Annotated in this window: 15 protein-coding genes; all 15 read right to left on the reverse strand. The window is 33.7% G+C overall.

The annotated features are described in order from the left end of the window. Positions 1-11: 11 nt before the first annotated feature. Positions 12-806 carry a hypothetical protein gene (locus CTER_RS09860; protein WP_004625291.1) on the reverse strand — a complete coding sequence of 265 codons (795 nt, stop codon included), beginning with the start codon at positions 804-806 and terminating at the stop codon, positions 12-14. A gap of 120 nt (positions 807-926) precedes the next feature. Further along, positions 927-2,567, reverse strand: a complete 1,641-nt coding sequence (locus CTER_RS09865; protein WP_004625382.1) for a VirD4-like conjugal transfer protein, CD1115 family — start codon at positions 2,565-2,567, stop codon at positions 927-929. A 214-nt stretch (positions 2,568-2,781) separates the two neighbouring features. After that, positions 2,782-3,036: a hypothetical protein gene (locus CTER_RS28115; RefSeq protein WP_131469410.1), complete on the reverse strand. Its 255-nt coding sequence runs from the start codon at positions 3,034-3,036 to the stop codon at positions 2,782-2,784. Between the two features lie 257 nt (positions 3,037-3,293). Next, complete coding sequence (gene mobP3, locus CTER_RS09875; RefSeq protein ID WP_278245913.1) at positions 3,294-4,499, reverse strand: MobP3 family relaxase; 1,206 nt, start codon at positions 4,497-4,499, stop codon at positions 3,294-3,296. Between the two features lie 177 nt (positions 4,500-4,676). Continuing rightward, positions 4,677-5,471, reverse strand: a complete 795-nt coding sequence (locus tag CTER_RS09880) for a DUF6710 family protein (protein WP_004625345.1) — start codon at positions 5,469-5,471, stop codon at positions 4,677-4,679. 508 nt (positions 5,472-5,979) lie between these two features. After that, on the reverse strand, positions 5,980-6,852 hold the full coding sequence (locus CTER_RS09885; RefSeq protein WP_004625270.1) for a restriction endonuclease: 873 nt from the start codon (positions 6,850-6,852) through the stop codon (positions 5,980-5,982). A gap of 309 nt (positions 6,853-7,161) precedes the next feature. Then, positions 7,162-8,532 carry a hypothetical protein gene (locus CTER_RS09890; protein WP_004625374.1) on the reverse strand — a complete coding sequence of 457 codons (1,371 nt, stop codon included), beginning with the start codon at positions 8,530-8,532 and terminating at the stop codon, positions 7,162-7,164. A 94-nt stretch (positions 8,533-8,626) separates the two neighbouring features. Continuing rightward, a complete protein-coding gene (locus tag CTER_RS09895; protein WP_004625308.1) occupies positions 8,627-9,028 on the reverse strand; it encodes a DUF2500 domain-containing protein in 402 nt (133 codons plus the stop codon). Positions 9,029-9,169: 141 nt separating this feature from the next. After that, positions 9,170-9,832: a DUF6710 family protein gene (locus CTER_RS09900; protein ID WP_004625238.1), complete on the reverse strand. Its 663-nt coding sequence runs from the start codon at positions 9,830-9,832 to the stop codon at positions 9,170-9,172. Between the two features lie 3 nt (positions 9,833-9,835). Then, the gene (locus tag CTER_RS09905) at positions 9,836-10,213 is read right to left on the reverse strand and encodes a hypothetical protein (RefSeq protein ID WP_004625342.1); all 378 of its coding nucleotides are present in this window, start codon (positions 10,211-10,213) and stop codon (positions 9,836-9,838) included. After that, complete coding sequence (locus tag CTER_RS09910; RefSeq protein WP_004625278.1) at positions 10,210-10,683, reverse strand: hypothetical protein; 474 nt, start codon at positions 10,681-10,683, stop codon at positions 10,210-10,212. Before CTER_RS09910 ends, CTER_RS09905 begins: the two co-directional genes overlap by 4 nt. Before the next feature lie 84 nt (positions 10,684-10,767). After that, on the reverse strand, positions 10,768-11,466 hold the full coding sequence (locus CTER_RS09915; protein ID WP_004625357.1) for a Fic family protein: 699 nt from the start codon (positions 11,464-11,466) through the stop codon (positions 10,768-10,770). A gap of 20 nt (positions 11,467-11,486) precedes the next feature. Continuing rightward, positions 11,487-12,299 (reverse strand): Fic family protein, encoded by an 813-nt coding sequence (locus CTER_RS09920; protein ID WP_004625330.1) that lies wholly within the window; start codon positions 12,297-12,299, stop codon positions 11,487-11,489. Positions 12,300-12,429: 130 nt separating this feature from the next. Next, complete coding sequence (locus tag CTER_RS09925; RefSeq protein ID WP_004625362.1) at positions 12,430-12,642, reverse strand: hypothetical protein; 213 nt, start codon at positions 12,640-12,642, stop codon at positions 12,430-12,432. A gap of 13 nt (positions 12,643-12,655) precedes the next feature. Continuing rightward, positions 12,656-13,681, reverse strand: coding sequence for a DUF3991 domain-containing protein (locus CTER_RS09930; RefSeq protein WP_004625275.1), 1,026 nt, complete (start codon positions 13,679-13,681; stop codon positions 12,656-12,658). Positions 13,682-13,686: the final 5 nt, after the last annotated feature.

Consider the following 13,686-nt stretch of genomic DNA (forward strand, 5'->3'; position numbering starts at 1 on the left):
TATTGATGTTTTTATTTATTAGGTGTTTTTTTTACATCAGCTGGGATAGGTATCATTTTAACAATATCTCTATTTATTGGAATGCAGCAATAGCCATCTGGCTTAAATAAATAACTTTTTTTATTTTCAGCAACTAAATAACCTTCTAAAGTATTGGAATCATTTTTATAAACAATTTTATTGATATCAACAATTCCTTCACCTGCAGCAATATATTTTTTTGCATCCAACAAATAATACAACGAGTAAAATTTCCCACTTGTTAAAGCTATGTAAAAATAATATATTAGTATTTTTAAACAAATAATAGATATAGAAACATATTTACTAAATTGTTCTTCTACTGAAAATTGATCTTTAAAAAACTTTATTGTACTTGGAGTACCATCTAAAACAATAAAAAACATAAATGTACCCACTACCATTAAATAAGTTATAGTAAGTCCTATAAATAATTTCGACTTGATTTTCTTGGTATTATATTCTTCTTTAGAATAGACTATTTTTTTTATATAATAATTAGATATTATTAATGAGATAAAAAAAACTGCTCCGATTACGAAAAAGAACACCGCATCACTAACCGTTGATGATATTGCAATAAAAATTAGTATTATTGGCGAAATAGATAAAACTAATACAAGTATACCATTGTATTTATCGTTTTGAGGTAAAATATGCGTTTCAAATGAATTTAATATTCCTCTAGGTCCTAATGAAAATAAATACCCAAAAATTATTATTAAAGTTGATAAGATTATGGTTACTCCACCAATTTCCTTTAAGTAATCTTGAAAAAAGCTCATAATTCATTCCTTTCCAGCTATTTTATGGTTGATTTTGTGTTATATTGTAGTATATTTACTACAATATAACACAAAATACCATATTAATACAAACATTGAAAAGTGACTTTTCCAATTGTTTCAGAAGTAATCTTCGTTCATTCTTATTGTTCTTTTCACCGGTGCCGGTCCTGCTGATGTTTCCTGAAGCATCTCACATACTTTCTGCCAGTACTTCCAGCATTCGCTCCATAACTCAATTTTCTCAGCTTGTCTCTTTGTTATCCTTTCAGGCCGGATCTTACTCCTGTAATCACGGGCCTTTATATTGTGATTTTCACTACCAAGTCCCAGCATTTTATTAAAGTGCCATTTTGATAAATCCGGAGAATACATTATTACTGGTTCTTCTCTTGATGTAACTAGACTGTATGGCCTTGTAATACGCTTTATTTCATCCGTCATCAATAACTCTCTACCTATCAGATTAACACTAGCAGATGATGGTGACGATTGATTCTTACCGCTTTGTGATGATAATGAATAAGTTGATACTGTATACTTGCCCAGCTTTTCTGATATTTCTTTAAGTGTATCCTGATTATCACTCTGAAGGTAATCCCAAACCTGGCAGTTTCCTTTTATGGTCTTTGCAACTTTTTCATCATACTTTTTCTCAAGTTGGGCAAAATCCTGAAGGAATAAATTAAACCTCATTCCCCTACCACCACCAACGGTTAGGAGGGTATCAAAATTCGGAATTGTAGCAAAGTTTCCAAATTCATCAAGAAGAAAGTTAACTCTTTTTTTCAGTCTCCCTCCCCTGCCATCACTTTCATTGACAAGCAGTATGTAATGCTGCAATACCAGAACTGATGCAATACTGTAATATGTTGTACGCTCATCAGGTAATACAAAAAACAGAGCTGTCTTCTTTCGGCCCAGATCCTTCGGGTTATAGTCACTACTTTTTGTCATTGCGTTTATGTAACTGGAAGTAAATAATTTCAAAGTAGTAAGTGCTGCAGTATAGAAACTTCCTCTGGTTCTCTCAGGAGCTATTTCTGATATTGCAACCAGGGGTTTGGCAGGATGATTATCCGGAAGTTCCTTGACATATTCAACGATAGGCATTTTTTTGCCTACAGGCTTGCACATTTCTGCAATAAAATAATATACATTGGTCAAAGTCTGATACTTTCGGTTTTCCCCTTCTCGGTTATCATACACCACAGACATTATTGCACAGGCTATTGTAGATGCTTCACCATTATTCCATATCTTTTCACCTTTTGCCTCGCCTACCAGGATACTGACAAGATCCCATACACATTCGGTTGCTTCCGGTATGTTGTCATCATCAATTGCATCAATTACTGGCTGCAGGAGGTTATATCTGTCGCTCTTTAATGGATTCTTGAAGTCCAGAACCACAACATTATATCCAAGCCATCTCAAGAAAGCACAGGTATATTGAAAAAGTTCTCCTTTGGGATCCGATGCAACAATACTTTCACCGGCAAGTGCAAGATTACATATACTCTGTATTACCAAGGTTCTGCTCTTTCCTGATCGGGTAGCTCCTATACATAGCACATGGGTATCATCAGAAATATAGTATATGAGCTCTTTGCCACCCCACTTTTTTTTCATCCCTATTACTATTCCGCCTTTTTGTGCCGGCAATAGCGCTATTACTTCCGGAAGCTCCTTATAGTGCCGCATTACTGCAAGTGAACCGGTGTCCTTTGATTGGATTTTCTTTTCAGTATCTTCAATCACCTCATATTCCACGTCAGTAATATAATCATCTATTAAGTCAATCTCGCTTTCTATTCTTTGCTGCTCCTGCTTTTGCCATGTCTCGGGAAAGTATAGTTTTATTAATTTATCTCTGAATTGATCGATTCTATTTCTTATTTTTTTTGTAAGTATGATTTTAAATATATTTTTTAATATAGATTTCAGTATTTGAAATATCCACTTAAAAACCTTTTTACCCTTTAAGTCTTCCTCGTCTACGACATTGTTTTTTTATTATTGCTTTCTCAGCTTTGCCGGCTTCAATCAAGGTTTCAAAAACCTGATTTTTGGGATTTATAACCGTTGTTGCAAACGCTTTTGATTTATCTTTTTCCTTCATCCATCTGGCTGATCCGTATTGATTCTGACCTGCTGCAACCGGAGTGTATATCTTTGGAGTTATACGCTGCAGCTTGCTTATATAATTCCTGCTATAACTAATAAGCAAAGCAGCTGATAGTAATAGGGCAAAGCCCAAAAAGCATAAAAAAAGCAGTCGATGTTTTTCGACTGTCAAAATACTGTTTATACAATATTTAATCGGATAATACTGCGGGACCCGGTCAGCTCTGCTCAGGAACCTATGAATTGCTGTTGATGCAAATATGCTAAAAGCGGATAATAGCAAAAATACTGCTATAACCGTTGCATACTGCATTTTTATATGCCGGTTATGCATTAATAATATGCGCCTCCTCAAAATATTTATTTTTCAATATCCCATCCCGTTGACTCCAGCTCTTTGGCCTTTTCCTTCCTGGCCTGTTTTGAAAGCTCACCTCCTATAACTTTTTTTCTTGAAATATAGTCTTTCCTGCTTTGTTTTGTGAGTCTTGCCAGGGATGCAAAAATATCTGTTATTAATCTTTCTGTTTGCTGCATTCTTATCTGCCTATTAAATTCTTCACTTTTTATTTCCCAATCCTTTTCATTAAACTTTTTGACAAGCTGTAGCAGCTTGTTTGCAATGGTTTTCTCCGCCTCCTTTTCATATTGATCATATAGTGAATCCAAATGTATTTCATCAGAGTTATACATTTTGGCTATATCAATCCTTGATTGTACAAGTTCCTGTATTACTTCCTGTAAACCATCATTCATATCAACCAGCTCACGTACTAAATGTATTAACTTCTCCTTGATATCAGGTCTTAGGTATTCAAACTTTAACGATCCCTTTGGAATTTCCTTACGGATTTCAAATAGCTTTTCTGCAAGATATTCACACATATGTTCATCAGGATTCTCGTTTATTTCGTAACCTTCTTTTATTAATTTGGAATACTCATCACTTGTTAATCCGGACAAATATGCTTCAAACTCGTTAGTCATTTCAGAAGTAACATCCTTCATCCGGATCTCTGCCTGCTTTTTATTTTCATAGTATTCTCTTAATTCGTCTTCAAAAATGTTTTTAATAAGCTTTGTACGAATTCCGGCCGGTATTTTCGGATGAACAAAATTCTTCTGAATTTCCTGGCTTTCATCCCAAAAAGCTATATGTACATGAGGATGATTAGGAGTATCGTGAGCTGCTGCTACCCACCTCATATTGGATAAACTGATATTGTTATCTTTAGCAATAATCTCAATGTTTTGCTTAACAAGTTCCTGCCAGGCTTCCTTTGTTATTGGATCTCCAAGTTTAATCGCTGCATTGTCCGGCAAAAATGAAATAACTGATCTGAAGATATTTTTCTTCTCATTTGATTTCTGCCTGACAAGCTCAATTACGTCCTTGATTTTATGATTTATTTCAAGTGAATTCTTATCATATATATTGCCGAAAAGGCCATGCCTTTCACCTTCATTTTTCATAACTCCAGGACGAGTACCTATGTATCTGATATGCCCAGCATTTTTATTTGGAGTACTCTTTAAGTTAACCGGCTTAAACCGCTGTTTGTACATTACCGCTGATATATGGATCACCGTCCTTAATTGAATTTGGGGTATAAAAAAACCTGTAAATCATTTGAGTTACAGGTTTTAATTATATGGATAATGTGAAATTTGCTATCCCTTCACTGTAATATTCAGAGTATATATTTCTACACATTTTTAAACGTAATTTTGTAATATCAAAATTTAAAAACTAATGCCTTTTTCTATCATCATTCTACCAATTTCAAAAATAGCTGCAAATTCAATATTATAGACTGGTGATATTATTTGTTCATCTTCGATTCTTATATAATTCATGCCATCACACTTAACATACTTGTAAACCGTAGTTATGTCGTAAATACCATTAGGCTTGACAATTCCATCACCTTGAATTATCCCAGTTGTTAAAGAATGATTACCCCCGCCAACAAAAGATACTCCAATCGGTAGATATAAATAAACTCTATGATTATTGTCCTGTTTCCATTTACCATTTACTCGCCCTTCACCAATACTTGCTATATTATTTGCAAGTCTTCCTCTATGCCAAGGCCATGGTAATATTATGTCCTTATTAAGGTATACAATTTTATCTATATCCTTTTTTTCTATAATATCTAAGAACTTTTTACCATCATTAGTTAACTCTACGGTATAGTCAAAAAAAATTGTATCAAGATCAATATCCGGTAATTCTGAATCTGTTCGTTGTTCCAACGCGTTTGTAAAATATTCTGATTGAAATTTCCTTCCTAAAAGCCTTATAACATCAGTGATTGGATGGTCCTTTGAATATGTACATAGAGTAGGATATTCCCTTTTCCAAATTTCAGTTTTATATATAACTTCGCATGCAAAATCAATTATGTTATTAAACTTTGCAACATTATCTAATGGCTTATCAATTATGTTCTCTTTAATATCAATATTATCAATTACTTTCTTGTCATCAATATTTTCTTTAAATAGAAAAGCCTTAATAATATTTTTAATCATTTTATTCCTCATTTACTTAAACTATTCAAACACAAATTGCACTATAATACTTTGGCATATCAATGCTTAATGCCTTTTTCAATTAGATTTTTAACTTGTACTTTAAATATATAGCTTATATTTACAATCTCAAAAATCATACGGCTCATATTTTACTTTTCGTGGGAAATCTATACCCTCTCGGCAGCCTTTAGCTCATTGGAGTCAGTTTACTAAGTAATCTCTCGATATTCCTTCAATAGCTTATTTAAGGCTAACCCGATTGAAAGTCTGTGTCTTTCTATTTTCTTCACATGCTCATCTCCAACATCAATATGAAAGTAGGTTTTATCTGCATCTTCTATTTTCATTATGCACTGTGTTTGCAAAGCAAAGGATGTCATGTAAAAGACGTTCATTCTCAGTATGCCAAGCCTGCTTAAAATCCCAATAGTCACCTTCATGACTACTGTTGATTAAATATTTCATTTTTTTAATAAAAGCATAGTCCATAAAGGTCTCCACCTAATTATTTCATTTCAAAAATAGACTTATTAAAATCGCCTTCCTCTGCCAAAGCTCGAACCTTACCCCATAGGAACCCTGTGAAGTCCTTATTTTGAGAAAGCAAAATTGCTAGTTCTTGTACTGTCATAAGAACAATATTTACTGTCCTACCTACTGCAAATGTCTTTAACGCCTCCTCAGAATATCCGGAATAGCTTATGTACAACCCCCTTGTAAAACCTGATTTCGATGATACCTTCTCATTGAAAACCACAAGGTTTGCCTTGTCTATAGGTTTGCTTGTCCATTTAGCTTCAAGTAAATAAACCTCGTTATGTAAGATGAAACTGCCATCTATCTGCTCACCAACAAGCTTAAAACTACCCCGTGGCTGAAGTCCGTTGATTTCAAAAAACTCTTTGAGATATTTTTCAAAGGCAAATCCACGTGACTGTGGACAGTCATCATAGTCTGACAAGGATTGCAATTCTTTTATATATTTGTCATAGTCAATAAGGGATGTTATAGGTTTTGTTGTGTTGGTTGGTGTTGCTGACATCTGCTTGAAGGCTAAGGATTTGCCAATAAGTCTATTTCCTATATCTGCACATTGCTTAAATGTCTCTCTGTCCCCGTCAACAATCATGCCTTTTCCTTGCATATATCTCATAAGTTCTAAAAGCAACTTACCTACAGAAACATTATCATATTCAGCTATTATTGCTCTTAGTATCTTAGCCTTTGAAAGACCAGGATATTTCACATATATGTCAATAGACATTATCTCATAGATAAATTCCTGAAATGTGCGGTTTGAGAAATCCAAAACATAGCCAGAACCCATTCCTAACAGCTTTTCAAAGCAATCTCTTTCTATAAAAGTTAGTTTTGCCATATTAACCTCATCACATCCTTTGCATAAAATTTGTATGTATCTAAAGCACAAATCTGCTTAAATCCAACTTGCCCATTTAATAATTTGGTTTATTCTACATTTTTCACCATCAAATTTTACCAAATAAAGGAGCTAGGCTCAAGGCAAACACATATTTAAAGTAAATACTACATTGTAAATACTCCCCATACTTTATTCGTAACATATAGAATTTAAATACATTGACTTTGAAAAAATCCAGGTGATATCGTGTTATTGGCCAAATGAGTATAAGTATAATTAGAAATCTTTGAACTACGCAATACACACTTATCGAATTGACTTATTTAATTTCCAGAGAAAATACCCATTGTTTTCTTTTACTTTTGATAAATATTTTGCATAATCGCTAGCTCCTTTCGCTGTAACTCCTGCAGCACCAATCAATGTTAAGCCACCGGTACAAAAACTAGTAATTAAGCTTCCCGTAAGCATAACAATATCTACCCCAAGGGTACGAAGAATTTTACGATATTCTTTGTTCACTTCCAATACTTGGACTTCGTTAAGTTCAAATGAAATATTTTCCAGTTCTGTCTTTAATTCATTAGCGTCTGTTATTGTCCTTAGGTTAAGTAGTTTTGAATTTAACTCTGTTCTAAAATTATGAAATGCCTCTCCATCATTATATCGAATACTAATAATATCATCCAAGGACATTTTGTAAAAGACTGGCAAGTCTAGCTTCATTGTCAAATTTATTAAATCCGTATTAATATCTTTTTTTACAATAGTAAAATTCAATAAGTCAGCAGTGAACTGTGATTTTGCTAAATACATACATTCAATTTGTTTCGAAAGAACTAGTTCATTAAAAACTTCAGAATAAGTTCTTATTGCAGCTCGATTTATAGATTGTGATACCCAAGCCCGAAATTCCATTTCGTTAATTGTATCAGGAATATGTTGGAGTAAAGAGATGCTCCCTTTCTTTTCGTCAAAGTTTTCAACTTTTGAAGCCATATACTGATATATCATACCATTATGTCCAGGGGCACCATCAAAACTAACATGTATCGTTGTTCCTGATTCTAGTGGTTTGTCTTCTCTATAACACATGTGCCCGTCTACACGTTCTACATTATTTACTTTTGCTTTTTCATAAAAATATTTAAAAACCTCTGGTGGTAAATCATCTGAATAATTATTTTCAGAATAGAATATTGGTAAATTTTTAGGTGGCTCATGGATTAAGGAGACAGGGAAATACTTCACAAATTGATTTGCTACCAATGAAGCCGTACCTTTCATATATTTTATATCATTAGCCAAGTTCTTTCTATTAATGTCTAAAGATGTATTTATTCCCATAACTCGGCTTATTGGAACGTGTAATTGTACTTTTTCATTAGTATATTCAAAAACTGGATCTGGTATAATTACTCTATCCAAATACAATGCAAGTTGTTTTAACATGTTTTCATCTGGCAAATATCCAAAAGACTCTATTGAAATATTAATAAGATTTTTTCCCTGCTGGATTTCAGAAACAATTAATGGTAAATTTTTTCTAGTATATTCTCTATACTTTCTTAGTTCTAATTGAAGTTCTTTCTCTGTTATAGTTGAGTAATATGTTTCAATATATGAATCATTAAATAAAAAACTTTCTGTTAAAAAATCAAACAAGATATTTGACATATATAACTCCTTTTGATAAAGTAACGTCAAAAAACTTTCCATATTAGCCATAATACAAGCAACACTTCTGACCGCTTTTTATATTTTATACCGATTAAATTCTGTTACGCTCAAATCCCAAATAACGAGTACCTTGAAATGTCAGCCTTCCAATATCTTTTTCCACAAGCATTCCGTACTCAGTATCACGAACCTCGAATTCCAGCCGGTCTCCACTACTTACTTCAAATGTAGCATAATATGTAGTCGATGATGACATATGGTGCATATCCCCTGATGCAGTATTGTGATGATAGTGATGCACATCTGCCCGTTTTGTTACCACAGTTGCGTCAACCGTAAGAACAGGAGATTCATTATTTCTTTTCCACTGTTTTGTGCCCTGTATCGAACGAACAATAATTGTACCAAATACAAATATAAATCCTATAATTACGATTACTGGTACGATACTGAACATAATGCCACCGAACCCACCAAAAGGTGAAAACTCCATAATCCTCCTCCACTTATATAACATAAGCAAATAATTGTCATCTGCCTATATGCCATTAACCAAACTTATTCCAATTATACTCCCAACCATTATACTTCTCAACCGCAATTTACATATTTATCTATTTTGAGTGTGGTTTTGTTAAATTTCGATATTATATTTCATCTTAGCAACTTCAAATAACAATCCAATCCTAAAATCAAATAGCTCTTCAATAACAGTATTTGTGTGAATATTATACCAGGATGCTCCATCTGTAGATATATTAGAGAACAATGGAGTTACATCACAAAAATCAGCTTTGATTTTACCCTTTTTAAAATGCATACCTGCCGATATTGAATGATTGCCATTATGTACATAACAAATATTTATAGGATAATAGTATAAAGCCCCATGGTTTCCTTCGATATATTCAAAATCTATTTCTGAAAGCATATTTACTGTACTTATTACGCTTATATCTCTCCATGGTAATGCAAATATGCAGTCATTTGACAAATCCACTTCTTTATATTCCTTTGGTGTTACAATACAAATGGATTCTCCATTTTCATTACGAAAAAACATTGGGAAAGGAGCATTGATTTTTCTAACTTTATATCCTTCATAAAATATTGCTGCTTGAAATTCTGCATGAAGATCCCGTTTTATTACTTCCTGTACATAATCAAGAAGAAGTAGTTTTTTGTCACTATCATCTTGACTGCGTATAAGTCTTCTAATATAAACCAATGAATTATCAAAACTTCTCCTGGCTTCAATTGAAGTGATGATTTGCTTTGTCTTCTTAAATAGTTCCATAAATTACTCACTTTCCAGTTCTAAGTATTCTACCAAGAGAAAGAGCAGGTTATCGATTATTCTCTTTTGTAAAAAATAGTCATAATACAAAAGAGAGTATATCTCATTGCATGCTCTTTGATATAATCCTTCTATTAAAGCTTGCCTTAACGGAAGCAAATAAATCAAATATGAAAAATGTCCCATTTCCATTCTAGCACAATATTTTTTATCAGGCTTACATTTTTTGTATTCAAAGTAAAATTTTATTATTGCTTCTTTTGCTTTCAGATTTTGTTCCTCAGTACATTTATTAAACCAGTTAGAGTTCTCCTTTATTATGTTACTTAATAGCTTGTACTTTTTTGAGTAATAACCAATTGTCTTATCAATTGAATTCATTTAATTTCACTTCCCATTCCTTTGTTTAGTTTATCACTGTCTAATACTACTTCATCAAACTGACCTAAATAACCATCAATTTCAGTATCCTTTTTCTTCATATAATCAACTCCAAGTCTGAGACTTCTGTTGACCATCTCATAAAATTCCTGCTGATCCTGATCAATGATATTCTGAATAATATTTAAATTTGAGTACATTGTACCTGCAGCAGCCTTACCTATTTTCATTAGCATTTTTACCACTCTGTTGATCTGTGGCTCCAAGACATCTTTTAGTTCTTCTCTGACTATTTCGCGTATAAGGTCAGTATCTTCCTGATAGCTATTAACCGCTAAGCCCTTTTTTACAAATTCTCGAACCAGATCAGATACATAAACATTTCTGAGTGCAGACAGTTTTTTGAGTTCTGCCATTGTACTAGCTTCAAACCTTATTGACCGTTTATTTTCGTCATCTTTTAATTTCATTAGTTTCTCCTCCCGAAAGCGTATATTTGGGGTAAAAAAATAAGAGCTACAGCTATTGCAGCTCTCCTATATTTCATAAATTTATTATTGTTCTATTTCATAATCTTCATTAAGTTCTTCTACTTGTTCATAATCAATTCCATGTATGCACTTCTCATATAAGAATGAGTCAATTTTTGAATAATCATTGCTTTCATAGAAAGAGGTAAGTCGTACATGGAAATCGTTTAGTACATTTTCTGGGATAACCAGGACACCCTTTCCTTGAGATATCAATAATTTGTTAGCACTAAGCAGGCTTGTTCGTTTATTACCATCCCAGAACATCTGACTTCTTGCAATAAACAAAAACAACTTTATTGCCTTTTCTGTTACCGAAATATTCTGTTGTATGATACTATCAATCCCTAGGGTTATTTCACTCTCAACAGGAATTTTAGGTTTATAGTTTGTTCCGCCTATGCCGACATTCCCTTTGCGGAGCACACCCCATTCAATACTTTCATTCCTTGAAACATATGAATTAAGGAAGCACACATATTTTAAATCAAATGTGTCATCAATGCTTTTTAGTAAATATCTCCATGCATCACGCATGTTAAGTACTGTTTGTATATCATCTATAGTAACATTGGGAATGTTAACACCATTGAGGATTGTCATAGTTTCAGGCAGAGTAATATTTGTGTCACCAAGCTTGGCTCCGCAATGTATTGCTTCATAAAATAATTTCTTGGCAACAAAAACATTTTCTGCTCTTGATAAAGAATACTTATCTTTCATTTTCTCCTCCGTTTTTCTTTTTATATTTCCTGGTTTTCATCATCTTCCTGTATTTCTTCTGGGTACTTCCCTTCTGTTATATCATTTGCCATTTTTATGATTTCAATATACCTATTGATTTCACTTTCAACATTTTCAGCAATAAGTAATATCATTTCTCCCGGGTTATTATTGGTGTGATAACTCGTGAAACAGTTATAATATCGTTTTCTATCGCTGAATTTGATGTTGATTGGCGGGAAGCCATGCTTCATCAATTCAAGGTTTAAAATAAGCCTTCCGGTTCTTCCGTTTCCGTCTATGAATGGATGAATAGCTTCAAAATCCAGGTGAAACTTTGCAACCTTTTTTACAATATGTTCTTCAGCATTTTTTGTATATTCATTTAGAAGTTGTTCCATCTTAACAGGAACCATATAAGGCTGCGGAGGTGTGTGAACCGCACCCATTATCATTACAGGCAAACGCCTGTAAACTCCTCTATTTTCCCTTTGCTCCATTAAAACTAAAGTATGAATGTCTTTGATTACTCTTTCAGATAGCTCTGTTTTGTCTTTAACAAGTTCCTCTATAAATAAATATGCTTCCTTATGCCCAATTACTTCAAGATGATCTTTGAGAGGTTTCTCTCCAATAGTGATCCCTTCATTTAATATTAATGCTGTCTCCTGCAATGTAAGTGTATTACCCTCAATAGCATTTGAATTATATGTGAAATTTATCAGGAACTCTTCCCGTAGGCGATTAACTTCACTCTTTGTAAGAGGTCTATAACTGTTTAATTCGTTTAATAAAACATCAATTCCGGATAACATTTCCGGTAAATTTCGCATTTTAATATCCTCCTCAAATACTACACAATATGGCTATATTTTACCACATTTCCTGTCTAAGCGCTTCACAACAAGTAAAACGTTCTTAACCCTCATTATAACTGACTTTCGAGGTTTTGTCACCCGTATGTCACCCGAATTTTTCCATGTCACCCGCTGCCAGCTTTGCTGGCAGGCTGTATTCCGTCGGGTGTGTCACCCGACTATTCCTGCCGTACATATCCGCCCCAAAAAAGGGGCGTTTTTTGTACGGAATTGGGGGATTTCTCCCCCACACCCCCTGATTTTTCAGGGTCAAACTCCGCAGAAATGATACTGAAAAAGAAATTTTTCCGAATTTCATATGGTTTTTTCTCCTACATTGCATCCTCAAGTTCATCATGGTTGCCAAAAGTCTCAGGATCATTTTGAGATTTGCTATTCATTTTTTGCACTTCTGCTTCTGATAAATGTATATTCATCAGCTCGTCATTCCAATCTTTAGCCATTGGTTTTTCAATTGAAGTTGTATATCCCAGCTTTGAATACTTTTCTGCAAATTTCTCAGCCGCTCGCTGTCCCCAGTTTGGAGCAGGGCTTCCATTTGAGAATTTAGCATCGTAATCATTATCAAGAGCAAAAGTTATATTTTTTATCTCAGGGTGTAATTTTAGAAAATTATTTAATGGCCTATCCGACAATCCGCCTAAAGCTATTCTGTGTTCCTTCTTCCAGCTCATACCGAAGTGCTTCAGTATTGAAGCATGGCTGATAGCATCAATGGCTGCTTCATATACAGTAGCACTATCTCCGTTGCCATTCATTTTAAAACAGTAATCTTTATTACTACCTGTAACTTCACCCTTAAAAGAAAGTCCGGTTACAGTTCCCCTTTGAAATGCCTGATGCGGCACTCCATTTTCATCATACCCTACAAAAACTACATTGTGATGCGGATGGCTTTCATATATTTTTTTCTGGTTAACGAGATCCATTACAATGTCTTTGTCCAGGCCGCGGGCTTTCAATAGATATGCAAATAATCTTTTGTATGAAGTTTGAGATTTTTCAGGAAGTTTGAATTCTATATGTTTTTCTTCTTTAGGTGAATCCCAGTTTTCTTTTCTCGTATGTAAAACCACCTGATCATCATCTACCAGATACTTCATTGACTCCAGCCAGCTCATATTTTCAAATTTCATTAGAAACTGAATGGGACCACCACCTGATTCCTGGGCACCACAATAAAATGCGTTTCGTTCATCGCTTATATACAGCCCACCATGATCCGGAATATGATAATTGGAATATTTTTTTACAGGTTGATACCCGAGTTTCCTTGATAGATCCAGTAAACTGACTCTGTTGGCTTGTAATATCTGTTCATCAGTAAATCTTTTCATATCTA

The sequence above is a fragment of the Ruminiclostridium cellobioparum subsp. termitidis CT1112 genome (assembly GCF_000350485.1).
GTDB classification, from domain to species: Bacteria; Bacillota; Clostridia; order Acetivibrionales; family DSM-1351; genus Ruminiclostridium; species Ruminiclostridium termitidis.

Excerpts from the sequence above, each read along its gene's own strand:
- CTER_RS09880 (WP_004625345.1), bottom strand. The coding sequence starts at position 5,471 with ATGATTAAAAATATTATTAAGGCTTTTCTATTTAAAGAAAATATTGAT.
- CTER_RS09920 (WP_004625330.1), bottom strand. The coding sequence starts at position 12,299 with ATGCGAAATTTACCGGAAATGTTATCCGGAATTGATGTTTTATTAAAC.
- CTER_RS09930 (WP_004625275.1), bottom strand. The coding sequence starts at position 13,681 with ATGAAAAGATTTACTGATGAACAGATATTACAAGCCAACAGAGTCAGT.
- CTER_RS09905 (WP_004625342.1), bottom strand. The coding sequence starts at position 10,213 with ATGAATTCAATTGATAAGACAATTGGTTATTACTCAAAAAAGTACAAG.
- CTER_RS09900 (WP_004625238.1), bottom strand. The coding sequence starts at position 9,832 with ATGGAACTATTTAAGAAGACAAAGCAAATCATCACTTCAATTGAAGCC.
- CTER_RS09860 (WP_004625291.1), bottom strand. The coding sequence starts at position 806 with ATGAGCTTTTTTCAAGATTACTTAAAGGAAATTGGTGGAGTAACCATA.
- CTER_RS09890 (WP_004625374.1), bottom strand. The coding sequence starts at position 8,532 with ATGTCAAATATCTTGTTTGATTTTTTAACAGAAAGTTTTTTATTTAAT.
- CTER_RS09910 (WP_004625278.1), bottom strand. The coding sequence starts at position 10,683 with ATGAAATTAAAAGATGACGAAAATAAACGGTCAATAAGGTTTGAAGCT.
- CTER_RS09915 (WP_004625357.1), bottom strand. The coding sequence starts at position 11,466 with ATGAAAGATAAGTATTCTTTATCAAGAGCAGAAAATGTTTTTGTTGCC.
- CTER_RS09925 (WP_004625362.1), bottom strand. The coding sequence starts at position 12,642 with ATGAAATTCGGAAAAATTTCTTTTTCAGTATCATTTCTGCGGAGTTTG.
- CTER_RS09895 (WP_004625308.1), bottom strand. The coding sequence starts at position 9,028 with ATGGAGTTTTCACCTTTTGGTGGGTTCGGTGGCATTATGTTCAGTATC.
- CTER_RS09885 (WP_004625270.1), bottom strand. The coding sequence starts at position 6,852 with ATGGCAAAACTAACTTTTATAGAAAGAGATTGCTTTGAAAAGCTGTTA.
- mobP3 (WP_278245913.1), bottom strand. The coding sequence starts at position 4,499 with ATGTACAAACAGCGGTTTAAGCCGGTTAACTTAAAGAGTACTCCAAAT.